This is a genomic window from Rhodococcus sp. 21391, assembly GCF_016772255.1.
GTDB lineage: Bacteria > Actinomycetota > Actinomycetes > Mycobacteriales > Mycobacteriaceae > Rhodococcus_F > Rhodococcus_F opacus.
Genome location: NZ_CP063781.1, coordinates 1,197,223 through 1,216,935, shown reverse-complemented (window position 1 = coordinate 1,216,935; position 19,713 = coordinate 1,197,223). Strand labels below are relative to the sequence as shown.

18 protein-coding genes and 1 pseudogene are annotated in these 19,713 nt (G+C 68.7%); 8 read left to right on the top strand and 11 right to left on the bottom strand.

Going from position 1 to position 19,713, the window contains the following annotated elements; genetic code table 11:
* The first annotated feature begins 55 nt into the window (after nt 1–55).
* Nucleotides 56–1,438 (top strand): flavin monoamine oxidase family protein, encoded by a 1,383-nt coding sequence (locus tag GO592_RS05690; RefSeq protein WP_007300441.1) that lies wholly within the window; start codon nt 56–58, stop codon nt 1,436–1,438.
* Here the strand turns inward: GO592_RS05690 and GO592_RS05685 are convergent.
* Together GO592_RS05685 and GO592_RS05680 are read right to left on the bottom strand one after the other, a co-directional pair.
* Nucleotides 1,432–2,229, bottom strand: a complete 798-nt coding sequence (locus GO592_RS05685; RefSeq protein ID WP_007300440.1) for an SDR family NAD(P)-dependent oxidoreductase — start codon at nt 2,227–2,229, stop codon at nt 1,432–1,434. The two genes, GO592_RS05690 and GO592_RS05685, sit on opposite strands and share 7 nt — an antisense overlap.
* Nucleotides 2,230–2,305: 76 nt before the next feature.
* A pseudogene (locus GO592_RS05680) lies at nt 2,306–3,693 on the bottom strand (aldehyde dehydrogenase family protein).
* Between the two features lie 38 nt (nt 3,694–3,731).
* Between GO592_RS05680 and GO592_RS05675 the strand changes: the two are divergent.
* The 3 genes from GO592_RS05675 (at nt 3,732) to GO592_RS05670 (ending at nt 7,904) form a co-directional block, all read left to right on the top strand.
* Nucleotides 3,732–4,310, top strand: coding sequence for a DUF4232 domain-containing protein (locus GO592_RS05675; protein ID WP_007300439.1), 579 nt, complete (start codon nt 3,732–3,734; stop codon nt 4,308–4,310).
* 87 nt (nt 4,311–4,397) lie between these two features.
* Entirely contained in the window at nt 4,398–4,520 is a 123-nt protein-coding gene (locus GO592_RS45765) for a hypothetical protein (RefSeq protein WP_257014924.1), read from the top strand.
* A 111-nt stretch (nt 4,521–4,631) separates the two neighbouring features.
* Entirely contained in the window at nt 4,632–7,904 is a 3,273-nt protein-coding gene (locus tag GO592_RS05670) for an arabinosyltransferase domain-containing protein (protein WP_007300438.1), read from the top strand.
* Nucleotides 7,905–7,947: 43 nt separating this feature from the next.
* Here GO592_RS05670 and GO592_RS05665 read toward each other — a convergent pair whose 3' ends face one another.
* A complete protein-coding gene (locus GO592_RS05665; protein ID WP_005254018.1) occupies nt 7,948–8,403 on the bottom strand; it encodes a tellurite resistance TerB family protein in 456 nt (151 codons plus the stop codon).
* 112 nt (nt 8,404–8,515) lie between these two features.
* Complete coding sequence (locus tag GO592_RS05660; RefSeq protein WP_007300437.1) at nt 8,516–9,259, bottom strand: DUF429 domain-containing protein; 744 nt, start codon at nt 9,257–9,259, stop codon at nt 8,516–8,518.
* A gap of 144 nt (nt 9,260–9,403) precedes the next feature.
* On the opposite strand from GO592_RS05660, the gene GO592_RS05655 reads away from it, so the two are divergent.
* Together GO592_RS05655 and GO592_RS05650 are read left to right on the top strand one after the other, a co-directional pair.
* Nucleotides 9,404–10,816 carry a purine-cytosine permease family protein gene (locus GO592_RS05655; protein WP_007300436.1) on the top strand — a complete coding sequence of 471 codons (1,413 nt, stop codon included), beginning with the start codon at nt 9,404–9,406 and terminating at the stop codon, nt 10,814–10,816.
* 163 nt (nt 10,817–10,979) lie between these two features.
* Nucleotides 10,980–11,387 carry a VOC family protein gene (locus tag GO592_RS05650; RefSeq protein WP_039952813.1) on the top strand — a complete coding sequence of 136 codons (408 nt, stop codon included), beginning with the start codon at nt 10,980–10,982 and terminating at the stop codon, nt 11,385–11,387.
* Here GO592_RS05650 and GO592_RS05645 read toward each other — a convergent pair.
* From GO592_RS05645 to GO592_RS05625, 5 genes are read right to left on the bottom strand one after another with little or no spacing between them, the layout of a single operon-like run.
* Nucleotides 11,384–12,538, bottom strand: coding sequence for a M20 family metallopeptidase (locus GO592_RS05645; protein ID WP_007300434.1), 1,155 nt, complete (start codon nt 12,536–12,538; stop codon nt 11,384–11,386). The genes GO592_RS05650 and GO592_RS05645 overlap by 4 nt on opposite strands.
* Nucleotides 12,535–13,206, bottom strand: coding sequence for a DUF1028 domain-containing protein (locus GO592_RS05640; protein ID WP_007300433.1), 672 nt, complete (start codon nt 13,204–13,206; stop codon nt 12,535–12,537). The genes GO592_RS05645 and GO592_RS05640 overlap by 4 nt, the downstream gene beginning before the upstream one ends.
* On the bottom strand, nt 13,203–13,616 hold the full coding sequence (locus tag GO592_RS05635; protein WP_005254012.1) for a RidA family protein: 414 nt from the start codon (nt 13,614–13,616) through the stop codon (nt 13,203–13,205). Before GO592_RS05635 ends, GO592_RS05640 begins: the two co-directional genes overlap by 4 nt.
* Nucleotides 13,613–15,073 (bottom strand): 4-hydroxyphenylacetate 3-hydroxylase family protein, encoded by a 1,461-nt coding sequence (locus GO592_RS05630; protein WP_007300432.1) that lies wholly within the window; start codon nt 15,071–15,073, stop codon nt 13,613–13,615. Before GO592_RS05630 ends, GO592_RS05635 begins: the two co-directional genes overlap by 4 nt.
* The gene (locus GO592_RS05625; protein WP_007300431.1) at nt 15,070–15,690 is read right to left on the bottom strand and encodes a flavin reductase family protein; all 621 of its coding nucleotides are present in this window, start codon (nt 15,688–15,690) and stop codon (nt 15,070–15,072) included. Before GO592_RS05625 ends, GO592_RS05630 begins: the two co-directional genes overlap by 4 nt.
* A 193-nt stretch (nt 15,691–15,883) precedes the next feature.
* On the opposite strand from GO592_RS05625, the gene GO592_RS05620 reads away from it, so the two are divergent.
* A complete protein-coding gene (locus GO592_RS05620; protein ID WP_007300430.1) occupies nt 15,884–16,789 on the top strand; it encodes a dienelactone hydrolase family protein in 906 nt (301 codons plus the stop codon).
* On the opposite strand, the gene GO592_RS05615 is transcribed toward GO592_RS05620, so the two are convergent.
* On the bottom strand, nt 16,747–17,424 hold the full coding sequence (locus tag GO592_RS05615; protein ID WP_039952795.1) for a hypothetical protein: 678 nt from the start codon (nt 17,422–17,424) through the stop codon (nt 16,747–16,749). The genes GO592_RS05620 and GO592_RS05615 overlap by 43 nt on opposite strands.
* 120 nt (nt 17,425–17,544) lie before the next feature.
* Between GO592_RS05615 and GO592_RS05610 the strand changes: the two genes are divergently transcribed.
* Nucleotides 17,545–18,753, top strand: a complete 1,209-nt coding sequence (locus GO592_RS05610; RefSeq protein WP_007300428.1) for an enhanced intracellular survival protein Eis — start codon at nt 17,545–17,547, stop codon at nt 18,751–18,753.
* On the opposite strand, the gene GO592_RS05605 is transcribed toward GO592_RS05610, so the two are convergent.
* On the bottom strand, nt 18,750–19,676 hold the full coding sequence (locus GO592_RS05605; RefSeq protein WP_007300427.1) for a LysR family transcriptional regulator: 927 nt from the start codon (nt 19,674–19,676) through the stop codon (nt 18,750–18,752). The two genes, GO592_RS05610 and GO592_RS05605, sit on opposite strands and share 4 nt — an antisense overlap.
* Nucleotides 19,677–19,713: the final 37 nt, after the last annotated feature.

Below are 19,713 nucleotides of genomic sequence, written 5' to 3'. Positions count from 1 at the left end.
CACCCGTTACATACGGCCGCACTAGGGCCGCGCGCGGAGCGCGAGGGGATTTGCCATGCCAGACATCGAGGTCGACTATTGCGTCGTAGGCGCCGGATTCGCCGGACTGACGGCGGCACTGCGCTTGAAACAGGCCGGACAATCGGTCGCGCTCGTGGAGGCGCGTGACCGGATCGGCGGGCGCACCTTCACCGTGGTCCGTGAGGACGGTTCGTGGATCGATCGGGGCGGTGCTTGGATCGGGCCGGGACAGGACCGGATCTACGCCCTGATGGACGAATTCGGCGTCAAGAGTTACAAGCAGTACACCGACGGCGAGGCGATGATGGTCGTCGACGGCAAGCAGTACCGGTACAAGGGGACGATTCCCCTGACGATGAGTCCCTGGGCGGCCGCGAATCTCGGCGCCGTGTTCGTCGAACTCGGTGAGATGTGCAAGACGATTCCGCTCGAGGCGCCGTGGGAGGCGAAGAAGGCAGCGAAGTGGGACGCGATCAGCCTCGCCAAATGGCTGGGCGACAACACGCTGTCCAAGCCGGCCCACGACCTTCTCGAGACCGCCATCGCCGGCTGCTACACGTCCGCGGCGTCCGAGGTGTCGATGCTGTTCGTCCTGTACCAGATGGCGTCCGGCGGCGGTCCGAGTTTCGTTCTCGGTGTGAAGGACGCGGCCGAGGACGCGCGGCCGGTCGGCGGAATGGGTGCCGTCTACCGTCCGATGGCGGCCGCGATCGGCGACGCACTCCATCTGTCACAACCCGTCCGGGACATCGCGCAGGACGGCGACGGCGTGACCGTCCGATCTGCGGATATGGCGGTGCGGGCCCGGAGGGCGATCGTCGCGGTCCCCATCGCGATCGCGAGCCAGATCCTCTACGAGCCGCTGCTGCCGATGGATCGGTCCTTCCTGCACCAGCGGATGCCGAGCGGCGCGGTCATGAAGATCGCCGTCCTCTACGACGAACCCTTCTGGCGCGCGGACGGATTGTCCGGGCAGTCCGCGGCACCCGACTCCCCCGCGACGATCACCATCGACGCGAGCACCGACACGGGACGTCCCGGTGTTCTGTGCGTGATCGTCGAGGGACCGATCGCCCGCACGCTGGGAACGCTGTCGGAAGCGGAACGGAAGAAGGCGGTGCTCGGCGAGTTGACCGCGAGGTTCGGAGCCAAAGCTGCCTCCCCAGTCGACTACATCGAGCAGAACTGGAGCGTCGAGCGGTACTCCGGCGGCGGCATGCTCAGCCATGCGCCGACGGGAGTGCTCACCCAGTTCGGCCACGCCCTCCGCAAGCCGTGCGGTCGCATCCACTGGGCAGGCACGGAGAGTTCGTCCGTGATGTGCGGCTGGGTCGACGGGGCCATCCGGTCCGGGGAGCGCGCCGCCCGGGAAGTCACCGAACACGACGGCGCGCTGTCACCCGCCCGCGCTCAGTAATAGACGGCGCCCGGAGCACCCCCGCCGACGGCAACCGCGTCGCCGGAGATCCCGACGCTGCGCGGTGACGCCAGGAACGTGACGACGTCCGCGACCTCGCTCGCGTCGATCAACCGGTGGATCGAGTTGGTAGCCAGCCGCGACTCCAACTCGGCGACCGGCACACCTTCCGCCTCGGACTGCGCCGCCAGCCGGTCGACGAGCCGTTCCGTCCGCGTCAGCCCCGGATGCACCACCGTCACGTTGATTCCGTGCGGTCCCAGTTCGTCGGCGAGGTTCTTCGTCAGCGCCGACACACCGACGTTCCGCACGGTCTGCGCGATGGAATTGGCCTGGCGTGCACCGAGCCCGCTGATATTGATGATCCGTCCCCACCCCTGCTCCACGAGGTGCGGTGCCACCGCGCGGGCGGTCCGCAGGTAGCCGAGCACCTTGATCTCGAGTTCGGCGCGCACCACGTCGTCGGTGGTGGACGCGAAGTCGCTCGGCTTGCCCGCACTCCACGGTGTGGCCGCGGCGTTCACGAGAATGTCGACGCCGCCGAGTTCGTCCACCGTCCGCTGCACGAGGGCGCGCACCGAATTGTCGTCGCCGGTGTCGGTGGGTACCCCGATCACCCGCCGCCCGGTCTCCTGCGACAGCGTCTTCGCCGCCAGTTCCAGCGCCTCGACGCCCCTGGCCGCGAGCACCACGTCCACACCCTCCGACGCGAGGCTGCGCGCGATCGCGAAACCGATACCGCGGCTGCCGCCGGTGACGACGGCCCGCTTGCCGCCCAGACCGAGATCCATGTCGTTCTCCTCATCTCCGCTGTCCGCCCCTCGGTTCGAGGGTAGGACCGCGACGGTCGGGAGTCACCGATTCGGTTCAGCGTGAGGCCAATTGCGCTCCGCGCCCGTGCGTGGCCTCGCGGCCGATGCCCGACTGCGTGTACCCGCCGAACGGGGCGTTGGTGTCGAACCTCCCGCCGTTCACCTCGACCTGGCCGGCGCGCAGCTGTCGCGCGACGCGGTCGGCGCGGTGCTGGTCGCCGGACCAGACGCCGGCGGCGAGTCCGTACTCCGTTGCGTTGGCGATCCGCACCGCGTCGTCCTCGTCCCGGTACCCGATGATGGACAGGACGGGGCCGAAGATCTCCTCCTTGGCGATGGTCATGTCCTCGGTGACGCCGGAGAACACGGTGGGTCCGACGAAGTAGCCGGATTCCTGGCCGGTCTCCCGGCCGTCGAGTACGGCCTGTGCGCCTTCCGCGATGCCCTGTTCGATATAGCCGCGACCCGCTTCAGCTGGTTCGAGTTCGCCAGCGGCCCGAGCACCGACGTGGCGGCCGTCGGATCGCCGACGGAGTAGTTCTGCGCGACCTGCGCCGCGATGGCGGCGGCCTCGTCCACCTTGTCCGCGGGGACCAGCATCCGGGTCAGCGCCGAGCAGGTCTGGCCGGAGTTGAGGAACATTTGGCTACTCCGTCGGTGACAGCCTTCGTCAGGTCGGCGTCGTCGAGGATGAGGTTGGCCGACTTGCCGCCGAGCTCGAGTGCCACCTTCTTCACCGTCTCGGCCGCGACCACCGCGACCCTCTTGCCCGCGCGGGTGGAGCCGGTGAACGAGACCATGTCCACCTCGGGATGTCCGGCGATCGCCTCGCCCACGACGGGCCCGAATCCGCTGACAAGGTTGAACACGCCTGCCGGCAGACCGATTTCGTCGAAGATGTCGGTGAGCGCGTACATGGCGAGCGGTGCCACCTCGGTCGGCTCGAGCACGACGGTGCATCCCGCGCCCAGGGCACCGCCGACCTTGAGCACCACCTGGTGGAGCGGGAAATTCACGGGGTGATCGCCCCGACGAGACCGACCGGCTCGCGCACGATCAGGGAGTTGCCCACCTCGTGGACGTCGAGGTCGGAGGTGGCGGCCAGTTCGGCGAACGCAGCGAGGTTCGCGAGCGGCATGCCGATCTGGATGGGCTTCGCGAATCCCAGCGGCATGCCCATGTCGCGGGACATCAGGGCGGTGAAGTCGTCGAGGCGCTCCTGGATCAGGGCAGCCGCTTTCTGGAGGTACTCGCCACGTTCCTTGCCGCTGAGCGCGGACGATGCGGGGAAGGCTGCTCGCGCGGCTTCGCGGCGCGATCGACGTCGTCGGCGGTGCCCTCGGCGACTACCTGCGCCCCGCAGCCTACGACCGGATTCCTCCGGCAAGGGGCGAATGCGGTCTCCCCGAACCACACACCGGGACGGCACCGATCGCGGACCATCGACGTACGGCAGCACATCGGCGAAGAGGAGCGATCAGATGCGCACGCAGTCACCGGCACGCACCCTTCTCGGAGTACTCGGAATCGCCGCCGTGCTCACCGCCTCGGCGTGCGGCTCGACGGACGAGACGGAGACCGCCGAACCCTCGGGTGACATCACCTTCACGAGAGCCGCGCCCACCGTGACGACCGCTCCGCACCCCGACCGCTGCCTGATCGGCGAACTGCAGGTGACGCTCGGGCAGGCGAGTGGGGCCGCCGGATCTCAGGAGATCCCGCTCGTCTTCACCAACACCGGCACCCGCGGCTGCGTCCTCCACGGATACCCGGGGGTCTCGTACGTCGCGGCCCCGGACGGTCCGCAGGTGGGTGTCGCGGCCGATCGGGACGGTGGCACCGTGACTCAGGTGACGGTCGCTCCGGGCGCACGGGCCACCGCAGCGGTGCGTGCCACGGTGGTGCAGAACTATCCGGCCGAGACGTGTGGCCCCACTCCGGTCGCGGGGTTCCGGGTGTACCCACCCGACGACACCGGGTCGGTATTCCTCCCCTACCCCACCACCGGCTGTTCGCAGACCGGTGTGAAACAGCTGTCGGTACAGCCCGTGACCGGGTGACCCGGTTCACCCGCCCCAGGTGAATCGGCTCACCCTGCCCTCGACCTATCGTCGGGCTACCGACTCGCGTCGAAGGAAGGCGGAGGCATGTTCGAGATCATTCGCGAAGTGCATTCCGAGGTTCGGCACCGCCGTGGTCCGCGGCATCACCACCATCTCCTCACCCGAGCGGAGCGCCGGTCGCGGATCCTGAAGCACTTCCACATGTGATTCGCCGGGGCGGCCGGTCCTCCGACCGGGCCTGTTCTTGCCTTCGCTAACGATTGGCGCGGATGGGTACTATCCGACGTCGTGACTGACAGCAGGCTGGAATCGGCGAAAGTGTCCAGAGACGACTCGGACGAGTCGCCGATCGGGACCCCGCCCCAGTCGTCTCGCCTCGGTCAGTCGGTCCGCTCCGCCCGCCTTCTCGCGATCATCGGCTCCGTCGTCGGAGTGCTGCTCACGTTGTCGCTCCCGTTCCTTCCGGTCGAGCAGGACAGCGCGACCCTCACCTGGCCGCAGAACGGCAGCACCGGAAGCGTCGAGGCACCGCTCGTCACCTACGCGCCGCTGAGCCTCGACGTGCAGATCCCCTGTTCGGCGGTCGGTGAACTCGCCGACCGCGGCGGGATCCTGACCTCCACCGCCCCCGCGGGCGCCGCCGACGCCGGGAGGTACGGCCTGGTCGCCAGGGTGAAGCCCGCGACCCCGGACGGTCCCGCCGGCGTCGAGGTGCTGTTGCGGAACAAGGTGCTCCTGTCGTCGCCGCTGGACCAGCTACCCGCAGACTGCGCGCTCGTGGTGTCGTCGGATTCCACACGGACCACCGCCGGTTTCGTCGCGGCAGGCCAGGACGCACCGACCGTCGTCGACGGCGACCTCCGCCCGCAGATGGTGGGCATCTTCAGCGACCTCGACGGTGCGGCGCCCGACGGACTGCAGGTGACGGCCCAGATCGACAGCCGCTTTTCGTCGAACCCGTCGACCCTCAAGTTCGTCGCCATGGTGGTGGGCGCGCTCGCGACCATTCTGGCGCTGGTGGCGCTGCACCGTCTCGACAACGTGGACGGGCGCCGGGCACGACGATTCCTGCCCACCCGCTGGTGGTCGTTCGGGGTCGTCGACGCCGTCGTCATCGGCACGCTGGTGCTGTGGCATTTCATCGGCGCTTCCACCTCCGACGACGGCTATCAGTTCAACATGGCCCGCACGTCCGCGGCGGCGGGTTACATGGCCAATTACTTCCGCTGGTACGGGGTCCCGGAGGCGCCGTTCGGGTCTCCGTATTACGACGTCCTCGCGGTGCTGGCGAACATCACCCCGGCGAGTCCGTTCGTGCGTCTGCCCGCGCTGCTCGCCGGCATCGTCGCGTGGCTGGTGATCAGCCGTGAGGTCGCACCGCGACTCGGCGCCGCGGTCCGGGGCAACCGGCTCGCGCTCTGGACCGGCGGACTGGTGTTCCTCGCGTTCTGGCTTCCGTACAACAACGGTCTGCGGCCCGAGCCGATCGTCGCTGTGGGCGTGCTGCTCACGTGGTGCTCGGTGGAACGTGCCGTCGCGACCCGGCGACTGCTGCCCGCCGCGGTGGCGATTCTGGTCGGTGCGGCCACGCTGACCGCGGGCCCGTCCGGGTTGATCTGTTTCGGCGCCCTGGTCGCGGGCGCCCGGCCGATCCTGCAGATCGTGATCGCGCGGGCCAAGACGGTCGGATACATAGCATTGCTGGCTCCGCTCGTCGCGTCGGGGACCGTGATCCTGGTGGCGGTGTTCGCCGACCAGACCCTCGCCGCCGTCATGGAGATGCAGCACGTTCACGCGATCGGCCCCAACGTCCCCTGGTTCGACGAATACCTCCGCTACCAGTACCTGCTGAACATCTCCGTCGACGGTTCGCTGTCGCGCCGGTTCGGCGTGTTCGTGATGGTGCTGAGCCTGGCCGTGACGGTTTTCGTGATGCTCCGCAAGGGCGGCCGGATTCCCGGGACGGCGGCCGGACCGTCGCGGCGGCTCATCGGCATCACGCTCGCCGCGATGGGGTTGATGATGTTCACGCCCACCAAGTGGACGCATCACTTCGGCATCTACGCCGGCCTCGCGGGGTCGCTCGCCGTCCTGGCGTCCGTGGCGGTGAGCACCGCCGTGGTGCGCTCGCCGCGCAACCGCGCCCTGTTCGCGGCCGCTGTGCTGTTCCTGCTGGCGATGTGCTTCACCAGCACCAACGGGTGGTGGTACGTGTCCAGCTACAGCGTCCCGTGGTGGGACAAGCCGGTGTCGATCGCCGGCCTCGGTGCCGGCACCATCCTGCTCGGCGCCACGCTGGTGATGCTGCTGATCGCGGCGTGGTGCTACTTCCGCGAGCCCTACACCCGGACCGAATCCGTACGGCGACGCCGGTTGTGGGCGATTCCGCCGTTGACGGTGGCGGCCGCCGCGATGGTGCTGTTCGAGGTGCTGTCGATGGCGAAGGGCGCGGTCGCGCAGTACCCGGCGTTCTCCCTCGCCCGTTCCAACGTCGACGCCGTCACCGGCGCACCGTGCGGTCTCGCCAACGACGTCCTGCTCGAAACCGATCCGAACGCGTCGCTGCTGCAACCACTGTCCGGTGACGCCGCGACCGCCCTCGCGGGTACGGGCACCGTCGGCTTCACACCGAACGGCGTCGCCGGCGACCTCAGTGCCGACGAGGAATCGTCGGATGCGGGCGTCGCCAACTCCGTCAAGACCGACAACACCGAGCAGACGGCGTCGAGCAACGCCGCGGGCACCGGCGGCGGCGCCGGCGCGGTGGGTGTCAACGGCAGCGCCGTGGCTCTGCCGTTCGGCCTCGACCCCGACCGCACGCCCGTCCTCGGCAGCGACGGCAGCGACGGCGACGCGTCACTGACCACGGGCTGGTACCGGTTGCCGAACCCCGAATCGGACGCGGGGGCGGGTGACATCGTCTCCATCGCCGCAGCGGGCCGCATCCGCTCCGTCGACGCGGACGGCGTCGTCACCTACGGCCAGAACCTCGAGGTGGAATACGGCACCACGCAACCGGACGGCGCGGTCGCGGTGTCGGGACGCGTGACGCCGATCGATATCGGCCCGGCACCGTCCTGGCGGAATCTGCGCGTCCCGCTCGATTCCCTGCCGGACGATACGGATGTCGTCCGACTCGTGGCGTCGGATTCGGACAGTGATCCGCAGCAGTGGCTGGCGGTCACGCCGCCGCGTGTTCCCCGGACGCAGACACTGAACGACGTGATCGGATCCGACTCGCCCGTGATGATCGACTGGGCTGTGGGACTTGCATTTCCGTGCCAGCGACCGTTCGACCACCGCACGGGTGTCGCGGAGGCGCCCGAATACCGGATCCTCCCCGACCGTCCCGGCGCGATCATGACCAGCCTGTGGCAGGACCGGTACGGCGGAGGCCCCCTGGGCTGGATCGAGATGACCCGGGCGAGCCGCACCATACCGTCGTATCTGAGGGACGACTGGGACCGTGACTGGGGCGGAGTGGAGCAGTACTCCCCGGTCGACCCCGACGCGAAGACCGCGGAGATCGACACCACCCGGATTCAGCGTTCGGGCATGTGGAACCCGGCGCCGATCATCACGGCCTACTGAGCGTCGGTGACGCGCCCCTGAGCCGGGCGCGTCACCGATCACCTCAGAGTTCGAATTCGGCCGGGGCGATGCCGACGGCGAAACAGGCGTCGCGCACCACGTTTCGCTCGTGCTGGTCGAAGTTGCCGTCGGCGCCACCGATGACGATGCCGATCTGGATGACGGCACGTGCCTGATCCTGCTTGGACTTCAGCTTCGCGATGGTGGCGGTGGCCTCGATCTTGCCGAACTCGAAATCGGACTGCAGCTTGCTGCAGTACCAGTCGAACTTCTGGCTCAGCTCGTCCGACGGGAACACACTCAGCGCCTCGTTGCTGGTGATCAGCGCCGCGGTCTTCTGACGCTCGGACGGGTCGATGGTTCCGTCCGCCGCGGCGATGAGGGCGCACATGGCCATGCTGGCGTTGGCGAACTCCTTGTTCTGGAACTGTGCCGTCTTGGTCTTGAGCTGGCCGTTCATCTCGAACGCCTTTGCCTTCAGCTGATCCCAGAAAGCCATTGGACTCCTTCTTCGTGTGCCCACGCACGGTGCGTGTGGTGTCCAATTTGCCAGGTTTCACCCGAGGGCGTCGCCGCGGTCGGTCTACCAGCGCAGTCACAGGAATGCGCCGCTAGGGCCGCAACGCCTGCAGGCCTCCCGCCGGCACGTGGATCCATCCCTCCCGTTCGGCAATGGCGCGGTCGTCGCCCTCGGGTAGCGCTGTGCAGCCGACGGCCGCTGCCCGCGCGATGACGGCGGCCAGCACGGCGTCGAGAGCGTCGTCCGATTCGCGGCAGATCGTCTGGAATGCGCCGAGATCCATCCAGTCCGCGGCCGCCAGGAGCGTGTCGACCAACTCCCCCAGCGTCACCCGGTTCTGCGCGCTCTTGTATCCGCGCGACACCAGCCCCCAGGTGCGCAGCGCGGCCGCCGGATACGCCTCGACCACGCGGCCGTCGACGCGTCCGACATCGACGCCGAGGTCACCGAGTTCCGCGAGGATTCCGGCGCAGCGCAACGCGACGTGCGCGATGAGATCGGCCGACACACTGAGCGGGGATATCCCCGTCGCGGCCTGCACCACGAGGTCGGTGCGCCGCTTGGTCAGCGGTCGACGCCCGTCGCGGTTGGCGAGACCGTTGGTCGCGGACAGTCGGCCGGCGTGGTGCTCGGACACCATCCGGACGAACGCGTCGGGCCAGCCGAACGGTGCATCGATACCGGTCCTGTCGCACGCCAGCACGGCCTCGATCACGGCGTCGTTCCCGGCTCCCAGCCGGACGGACTCGACGCGGGCCACACCGCCGGACCAGTCGATGATCGACAGGGCGGTCTTCTTCGGCTCGGCCGCCAGGTCGACTCCCACGGTGTGCATCGACCCAGGCTAGTCCGACCTGCTGAATCAGAAGAAGTGATGCAACGCATCAGTTAGTTGTTCTGTACAGATTCACTGACTCCGGCCATTGTGGTCTCCACTACTCGACCTAGAAGTGGCGCACTCGCGCCGTTCGGAGGATTGATGCCCGACACCCACGTCGCCCCGATGCTGGAGAAGCACACCATCGGGTTCGTCCCGGAATCCGATCGCCACGGCAAGGTTCGTGATCTGTTCACGCTGTGGTTCGGCGGCAACCTCGCCCCGCTACCGATCGTGACCGGTGCCCTCGGCCCCAGCCTGTTCGGGCTCTCGCTGTGGTGGAGCCTCGTCGCATTCGTCGTCGGACATCTCGCCGGGGGCGCCCTGATGGCGTTGCATTCGGCGCAGGGACCCCAGATGGGGATCCCCCAGATGATCCAGAGCCGCGGACAGTTCGGCACGTTCGGGGCGCTCATCATCGTGGTGATCGCCGCCGTGATGTATCTCGGCTTCTTCTCGTCGAACATCGTCCTGGCCGGCCAGTCGATGCACGGGATCGTGAACGGCATACCCGTGGACGTGGGGATCGTGGCCGGCGCTCTCGGCTCCGCCGTCATCTGCGTCATCGGCTACCGGTTGATCCACATCCTCAACCGCATCGGAACCTGGGTCCTCGGAATCGGAATCCTGGTGGGCTTCTTCGCCATCCTCACCGGCGACCTGCCGTCGGACTTCCTCACGCGGGGCGACTTCAACTTCGCCGGTTGGCTGGCCACCGTGTCACTCGGCGCGCTCTGGCAGATCGCGTTCGCGCCCTACGTGTCCGACTACTCGCGGTACCTCCCCAAGGACGTCGGCGTGCCGTCGACGTTCTGGGCGACATACCTCGGCTGCACCCTCGGCTCGTTCCTCGCCTTCGCGTTCGGTGCGGTCGTCACGCTCGCCGCACCGATCGGCATGGGCACCATGGACGGCGTCAAGGCGACGACGGGAAGCCTCGGCAGCATCATGCTGGTGCTGTTCCTGCTCAGCGTCATCAGCCACAACGCGCTGAACCTGTACGGCGCCGTCCTCGCCATCATCACGTCCGTCCAGACATTCCGCGCCCGCTGGATTCCGACCGCCCGCGCCCGGGTGATCCTCTCGACGATCATCCTCGTCGCGGCCTCCGTCGTCGCCATCGCGCTGTCGGCCGACTTCGTGTCGCACTTCGTCGATCTGGTGGTCGTGCTTCTCGTCGTGCTGGTGCCGTGGACGGCGATCAACCTCATCGACTTCTACCTCATCCACAAGGGCGTCTACGACGTCGAGTCGATCTTCCGCTTCGACGGCGGCATCTACGGCCGCTTCAACTGGACGGCCGTCACCGCCTACCTGCTCGGCATCGTCGTCCAGATTCCGTTCATGGCCACGTCCCTCTACACGGGGCCCGTGTCCGCGTTCCTCGGCGGCGCCGACCTGTCCTGGGTCGCCGGGCTGGTGGTGACCGGGCCCATCTACCTGCTCCTCGCGCGGCGCGGCTCGACCGGAGCGAAGACCACCTCCGGCGCCACACCTGTGCCCGCCCGGCAGTAGTCCCCGAACACCGCACCGCCCGAGCCTGTTACAGGCTCGGGCGGTCTGCGTGGTGACCGCCCCTGTCCGCTCGGGCAGGATTCGCCGTTGTCCACCACCCGGCGGCGCCTGCTCGTTAGGGTCGAAAAAAGAGACCGTTCCGCCGGAGAGAGAGTTGTCGCAGATGTCCAATTTCCCGGGCCTCACCCACGTCGCGATCACCGTGTCCGACCTACCGGCCAGCACCGCCTGGTACACCGCACTGTTCGGATCGGCCCCCGTCCTCGACGAGGACGAGGAATCGGGGACCTTCCACCACACGGTGTTCGCGCTCGACGGCGGCATGCTCTTCGGCCTGCACACGCACCCCGACGGCGTCGCTCCCACACGATTCGACGAACGGCAGGTCGGACTCGACCACATCGCGTTCCAGTGTTCCCCCGACGCACTGCCCCGGTGGGTGGAGCGGCTCGATGCCCTCGGCATCGAGCACGGGGGCATCAAGACAGCGCACTACGGTTCGGGCATCTCGTTCCGTGACCCCGACAACATCGCGCTCGAATTCTTTGCCCCACCCGTGAGTACTTCTTAACGTTGGGCGGTTAACAAGTACTCACGGGCGGCGGAGCCGCAGGCGTCGAGCAGTGTCAGGGCGAGGGCCAGCGCGCCGTCGACGGCCGCCCGGTCTGCAGCGGGCGCGGCGCTGGCCGCGGCGAACTCGGCCTGATGGTTGACCGCGGGCGCCGAGTCGATTCCGATATAGGGGTGGATCGCGGGAATCACCTGCGAGACGTTGCCCATGTCGGTGGAGGCCCGGTTCATCAGCGAGTCCGCGCCGGTGCGGAACACGCGGCCCAGTCCCTCCGCGTGCCGGACGTACGACGCGAGCAGCGCCTCGTCGGTGCGGAACTCCGAGTACGGTTCGCTTTCCGGGGCGATGGTCAGTTCACAGCCGGTTGCGACGGCGCCGGCCTCGAAGCAGCGGGCCACCCGGGGCTCGATGCGGGCCAGTTCCTCCAGCGTCTCCGCGCGCACGTACCAGCGACCTTCGGTGCGCTGGGGAATGGCGTTGGGCGCCTCTCCCCCGCGGGTCATCATTCCGTGCACTCGCGTGCTCGACGGAAGCTGTTGGCGGAGCAGGCCGATGGCGACCTGTGCCACCGTGAACGCGTCGGCCGCGTTGACGCCGCGTTCCGGGTACGCCGCGGCGTGTGCCGCCTTGCCGTCGTACCGGATGTGGCTGTGGGACACCGCGTACGGTTCGGCCCGGGCGACGTCGACCGGGCCGGGGTGGGCCATGACGGCGGCGTGGACGCCCTCGAACGCACCGCGTTTCAGCATGTCGATCTTGCCGCCCCCGCCTTCCTCTGCGGGGGTGCCGAGCACCGACAGGGTGATGCCGAGGTCGTCGACCAGCGGGGCGAGGGCCAACGCCGTCCCCACCGAGATGGCGGAGATGACGTTGTGCCCGCACGCGTGTCCGAGCCCGGGGAGCGCGTCGTATTCCGCGCAGACCGCGAGGTGCAGCGGTCCGGAGCCGACGTGTGCGCGGAACGCGGTGGGCAGTCCGACGTACTGCTGCTCGACCGTGAAACCGGCGTCCGACAGCACCCCGGCCACCCGGACGCACGAGCGTTCCTCCTCCCACGCGACCTCGGGGTGGGCGTGGAGGTCGTGCGACAGAGCCAGGATCCGGTCTTCCGCCCTCCTGGCTCCGTCACGAACCGCGGCGTCGGCGCTCACAGGTCCCCCGGCACGCCGTAGGACGGGGCGGCCGTCGGGTCGACACCGCGCACCCAGTAGTCCCGCTTCTGCGGTTCCCACACCGTCCACAGCCGGCGCAGTTCGCCGACCGGGTCGTCGTGCCAGTCGACGCGCAGATCGGTGACGGGCCAGGGCACGTCCTCGACCACCTGGACTCCCGCCGAGTGCACGGGCCCCGCCTCCCCGCCCGCGGTGACGGCCGCGGTGAGTCCGTCGAGCAGTCTGCCCTCGAACGTCGGGGCGGTACTCGACACGTAGCCGAACAGCAGCGACCGGATGACGCCTTCGTCGCGGAGCATGTTGCCGGCGACGGCGGCGCCGTTGCCCTGCGCGCTGCTGTGGATGCCCAGCGTCTGCGCGCCCGAGTGCACCGCGGTGCCGCCGTCCGCATCGACGATGACGACCTGGCGGTAGTCCGGGAATTTCTCCTGCGCGAGTGCGGTTTTCAGTGCGGTCTCCGCGTTCGCACTAGAGGCGAGTGCGTCGAGACCGATCGGCCCCAGCTGCGGGTTGGTCACGTTCTGGGAGGCGACGACGCCGACCCCGGACCGCACGTGCAGGCAGCGTGCGGCCACGGCGGGGCTCGAGGAGCAGACGACCATCCCGAACGCGCCCCCGGGATCACGGGCGACGAGTGAGAACGTCATGAGCTGATCACGGCCGTCGCGTCGATCTCGACGAGCCATTCGGGCCGGGCGAGGGCGTCGACGACGATGCCGGTGGACACCGGGTGCACGCCCTTCAGCCAGCGTCCGACCACTCGGTAGACGGTCTCGCGGTACCGGACGTCCACCAGGTAGATGGTGACCTTGACGACGTCCTCCAGCCGGCTGCCCGATTCCTTCAGCAGCATCGCGATGTTCGCCATCGCCTTCTCGGCCTGGGCCTCGACGTCGCCGATTCCCACCGACTCCCGGGTGTCGAGGTCCTGTCCGATCTGCCCGCGGAGATACACGACTCCGCCGGCGACGACGGCCTGGGCGAGGTCGTTGTCGAGGTTCTGTTCCGGGTACGTGTCGCGGGTGTTGAACGGGCGGATGCGGGTGTGGGTGGTCATGCCGCACCTCCGTCGACGTTGTCCGACAGTCCCGCTGCGGCCTTGACCAGCCCGAGCGGACCGTCGAAGTCGAAGTTGCGGTAGACGGCGGCGAGCTGCGCGAAAGGCGGCGACTGGGCGAAGAGCTGGAACGTCAGGCGATGTCCCGCGTAATCGCTGTTGAGCAGGTCGCGGGCGAACGCGAGGAGCTTGCGACGGTCGTCGGCCACCCAGTTGTCGTTGATGGAGTAGAACTTCTCCAGCCACGGCGCGACGTCGGGGTCGGCGAACGTGGCGGCGTCCGGGGTGATGCAGATCTGGCCGCCGCACAGCTCGCGCGCGATGTGCATCATCGCGGGCAGCTGGCTGAGCGCCGTCACCCGGCCGGTGTAGAGCAGGGACTGGTTGGGCATGAGCAGGCCGCCGGGGCTGGGCTCGGCGAGGGAGATGGCCGCGGTGAGGTGGGCGTTGATCGTCTCCCGGTAGCAGGCGAGCTGAGCGAGCTTCTCCTGCACCGCCTGCTGCTTCTCGAGCCCGCTCTGCTTGACGTTCCAGAGTGCGGATCCGATCATCAGATCGGCGAGGTGCAGGGTGCGTTGCACGAACGGGAATGCGCTGTAGCGGTGCAGGGTGGAGCGGATGAACGTGGCCGCCCGGGTGTGCCGGTAGAACAGCACGTCTTCCCAGGGGATCTCGACGTTGTCGAACACGACGAGGGACTCGATCTCGTCGACGCGGTTGGCGAGCGGGTAGTCGGCGGACGGCGCACGGCCGGCGAACCCGTTGCGGGAGATGTACTTCAGCCCCGGCGCACCCATGTCGAGCACGAATCCGACGGCGTAGTCGGACAGTTCGCTGTTGCCCCAGTTGGCGATGGTGGGTTTGGTGAACGCCTGGTTGGAGTAGGCGGCGGCGGTCTCGTACTTCGCGCCGCGCACGACGATGCCGTTGTCGGTCTCCTTCACGACGTGCAGGAGCATGTCGGGGTCCTGATCCTGCGGCGCCTTGGACCGGTCGCCCTTGGGGTCGGTGTTCGCCGACACGTGGAACGGGTCCTCCCGGACCGACCGGTCCAGGTGGCGGCGGATGTTCTCCGAGAATCGCGGGTCCACCTCGTTGAGGACGTCCTGGCCGTCGAACAGCGACCACATCTCACCGATGGTCTCGTCACCGACGCGGGTGACCACGCCCCGGGTGTCCTCGAGTACCAGGTCGACGGCGGCGCGCTTGTCGAGCCAGTCCTGCTGCGTGCGGGGAAGCTTGTTGGCGATGGCGTTGCGTTCGCCGGATTCGGGATCGACGTAGGTCATCGCGTCCTGCGTGGCCTCGTCGTGTGCGAGGTCGTAGATGCGTGCCCGCACGTCGACGATCGGCTTGAACATGGGATGGTTGGCCACGTCCTTGACGCGCTCCCCGTCGACCCAGACCTCGCGGCCGTCCTTGATGGACTCCCTGTATTCGTCTCCGGTGCGGATCATTTCGTGCTCCTGGTCCTCGGCGCGGGGTGTGCGTCCGGGTAGTCGGGGAAGGTGGAAGGTTCGAATGCTGCGGGCTTGCTGTAGGTGTGGGAGGCGTACACGAGCGGTTGGCCGGGGTGTGCCTCCACGGCGGCGACGCGCCCGATGTAGACGCGGTGGGTGCCGGCCTCGATGACGTCGTGGACGGAGCAGTCGAACGACGCGATCGCGTCGTGGACGCGGGGTGAGCCGGATTCGGCCACGGTCCAGTGCCCGCAGGTGAAGTCCCACCGCTGCTTGCCGGGCCAGGGGCGGCCGGCGAAGGTGTCGGCGACGTGATCGTGCTGGGTGGCAAGCACATTGACGCAGAAGACGCCGTTCTCGGAGATCGCGTCGTTGACCGGGCTTCGTCCGTGCAGGCAGACCAGTACCAGCGCCGGGTCTGCCGAGACGGAGCACATCGCGCTCACGGTCTGCGCGGCGCGCCCGCCGGGGCCGTCGGTCGCGACGACTGTGACTCCGGTGGCGACGGCGCCCATGGCCGCGACGAAGTTGACGGTCGAGCTGTCCGGCATCGGTGCGGCCACCGATGTTCGGGCCGTCGTTTCGACGGCTGCGTGACGGTCAGCGATCGGCATGACGGGCTCCTTTCTGTGTGCGGTGAGCGAGGAGTTCGTGCCGTTGCACCAATCTTGAGGTGCCCGGCGAAATCTGTACAACACAGATAAGTGGCGCACTGCATAAGGAAAAGTGATGAAGTGGGAACCGATGCCGATCACGGCTTCGACCAGGGATAATTCCCTACATCAGCCGATGTGGACGGGGACGATCATGACGCCACTGCAGCGCTATATCGCCGAAGAGATCGCGATCGACCATGCCGACGGGCTGCTGTCCCGCCGGGAGGCGTTGCGAAGACTCGGACTCATCGGCCTCGGCGTGGCGGCGGCGTCCTCGCTGCTCGCCGCGTGCGCCACCGACAGCGACGAGTCGCCGACCTCGGCGCCGGTGACACCCGGCGGAGCGACGCCGCCGCCACCGGGAGCGGCCGAGGCCGTCGGGACCGAAGCGGTCACGTTCCCCGGCCCGGACGGCCGGGTCCTGCAGGGCGCGTGGGCCGACGCGGCCTCGCCCCGCGGAACGGTCCTCGTCATACACGAGAACAAGGGCCTGACCGACCACGTTCGTTCGGTGGCAGGCCGATTCGCGGGTGCCGGCTACTCCGCCCTCGCCCTCGACCTGCTTTCGGAAGAGGGCGGGACCGCGACGTTCACCGATCAGGCGCAGGCCACCGCCGCGCTGGCCACCGTGCCGCCGGCACGCTTCGTCGCCGACATGAAGGCCGGGATCGACGAACTCGGGCGTCGGGTGCCGGACGAGAAGATCGCGGCGGTGGGGTTCTGCTTCGGCGGCGGGATGGTGTGGCGACTTCTCGCGTCCGGCGAACCGCGGCTGGCGGCGGCGGTCCCCTTCTACGGTCCCCTGCCCGAGGGCGCCGACTTCTCCGGGTCGAATGCCGCGGTCCTCGCCATTTACGCGGAATTGGACGCCCGGGTGAACGCGTCCCGCGACGCCGCGGCCGCCGCACTCGCGAAGGCGGGGCTACCGCACGAGATCGTCACGGTTCCGGGTGCCGATCACGCGTTCTTCAACGACACCGGGCCCCGCTACAACGCGACCGCGGCAGCCGAGGCCTACGAACGTGTCCTCGCCTGGTTCGGCGAATACCTGGGGTGAGGCGGGCGCATCAGCAGTGCGGCCACGAGGAAGCAGACGGCGCCCACGAACGTGCCCAGATCGGCGATCGTCGCGTTCTTCAGCGCGTCGGTGCCGGGCACGATGTACGCGCCGACCGCGGACACCCCGAACGCCACCGACCCGACCATGTTCAGCCAGGTGCTGCGCCAGTTGCGGGCATGCGGATCCCACAGCTTGTCGGTTTCGGTGGTGGCCACCACCGCCAGACCGCTGGCGACGAGGAACGCCGTCGACCCGAAGAGGTCGGGACTCCACCCCCACACCCGGTCCTGTTCGACGGTGAGGCTCTGGATCAGCACGACCCCGGTACTCACGTTGAACAGCAGGGTGCCGACGAACTGGATCAGCGCCGCCCACCAGTCGTAGCGTTCGACCGTCGCGGATTCCTCCCCGGGCACCGGCCTCCCGCTGAGCCGCAACTGGATGAATCCGGCGGTGGTGAAGAACAGCGACCCGACGAAGTAGGTGATGTTGTCGATCTCGGGGCCGACCGCGTGCCCGTACACCCGCGTGGCCGCCAGCCCGAACAGGAAGGAGCCGATGACGAATCCCCAGGACTCCCGGCGCAACCGGAGCGTTCGGCGAGGTGCGGACGAGGTGTGGTCACTCGACACCGTGACGTCACCCCCCCTGACCGGTCGGCAAGGTCTCAGACTCTCCGAAGACACGCACCGGGTCAAGGTCGGAGCCGAAATTCGGCTGCGAGTCCACGTGGGGTGTGCCAATGTCGGGACATGACGACGACCACCGCCGGCATCACGATCAGAACGGCGACCGAACAGGACTGGCCGAAGATCACCCTGCTCAACGAGATCTGCTTCGTGACGCCGCAGACCGAGGAGTTCACCGCCCACTGGAAGCAACTCGTCAGCGGCGCGCCGCCGATCATCGCGCTCGTCGAGGACTCGGTGGTCGGCGCCACCATGGACATCCCCATGACAGTCACCGTTCCGGGTGGCGAAGGCGTTCCCGCGGCGGGTGTCACCGCGGTGACGGTCGCGCCCACCCATCGACGCCGCGGCCTCCTGCGCGCGCTCTACACCGAACATCACGACCGCATCCGGACGTCGGGGGTCCCGCTGTCACTCCTCACTGCCAGTGAGGGCGGGATCTACGGACGCTTCGGGTACGGACCCGCGACCATCGAGACCACGTCGAGCATCGACCGCCGATTCGCCGTGCCGCATCCGAAGGCACCGGACCCGGGTGGTGTGCGGATGGTCCATCCCGCGGAGGCCCGGGCCGCGTTCACCGACGTCTACGACCGCTGGCAACGGGTGACCCCGGGGGCGCAGGTGCGGCCCGAGATCGTGTGGAATCGGATCTTCGCCGACCGCGAGAGCGAGCGCGGCGGCGGCACAAGCCTGTTCGGGCTCGTGCACGACGACGGTTACGTGCTCTACCGTCGCGTGTCCGCCGACAACGGAACCGTCGCCCGGGTGGAGGAGATCCGCACGGTCACGCGGGACGCGCACGCCGCGCTGTGGCGGGCCTTGCTCGGCCTGGACCTCGTGCGCCGCATCGAAGCGCACCTCACCCCCGAGGACCCGCTGCCGTATCTGCTGACCGACGGCCGGCTGGTGCGCACCACCTCGCGCCACGACGAGCTGTGGGTCCGGATCATGAACGTGCCCGCCGCACTCGAGGCCCGCAGGTACCGAACAGACTTCGACATCGTGATCCAGGTCGACGACGGATTCTTGGACGCCGGCGGGCGGTTCGCGCTGACCGTGCGAGACGGCACCGCGATGTGCACCCCGACCGACTCCGCCCCGCAGGTGGTGCTCGACCTGGACGTGCTGGGCAGCCTGTATCTCGGCGCCCACCGGGCACGCACCTTCGCGGCCGCGAACCGGCTGCAGGCCGCGGACCCTGACGTCCTCGAACGCTTCGATCACGCCTTCGGCGCCGACCGCGACGCCCAGATGGGGTGGCCGTTCTAGCGGGCCGAACCCGCCTGTTTCGCGAACACGGCGCGCGCCCGTTCGGCGACGGCCCGGGCCCGCGCCGTGCTCCGCACACCCTTCAGCCGGGCGAGCACCACGGGGAGGCCGGGAACGTCGTCGGCGATGGGCAGCGTCGCGACGCGTCCGCCGTCGTAGGTCCGGCCCTCGGCGGGCCGCTGGTTGAGGATCGAGAAGCCGTGCCCGCGGGCGACGAGTCCGCGCACGGTTTCGTAGCTTGCGGACCGGTACCGGACCACCGGCGTGACCCCCGCCGCCGACAGCATCGCCAGGAAGTAGTCGCGGCTGCTCGGCAGGTCCAGCAACACCATGGGTTCGCCCTCGAGGTCGGCGAGGGTGATCGCGTCGTGGCCGGCCATCCGGTGGTCCGGCGGAAGGATGACGTGCGGCCTGGCCACGCCGAGCGTCTCCGTCTCCATGTCGTCGCCCAGCGCGAGGTCGTACGTCAGGGCCAGTTCCGCGGTGCCGTTGCGCAGCGCCGCCCGCACCGCCTCCGCCTGCGTCTCGACGACCTCGACCTCCAGGTCGGGGTGCTGATCGCGCAGGTCCGAGATCAGTGTCGGGAGGATGAACGGGGTGAGGGTGACGAAGCAGGCCAGGCGCACCGTTCCCCGCACGTTGTCCTCGTGGCCGCGCGCCGCGTCGAGAACCTCACCGAGGTGGGCGAGGACGCTGCGGGTGTCGCGGAGCATCTCCTCCCCCGCAGCGGTGAGGACCAGTCCGCGGGACCGTTGCCGGATGAAGAGCTGGGTACCGATCTGATGCTCGAGTTGGGAGACCGCCGAGGAGACCGCCGACTGCGCGACCATCAGTTCGTCGGCGGCCTTCGTCATGCTGGAGAAGTTCGCGGCCTCGACGAAATACCTCAGTTGGGTGAACGTCACGTCGGGTCGTCGTTGCATGCGCTCTCCTCGGGATCTGAGGCCACCAGGATTGCAG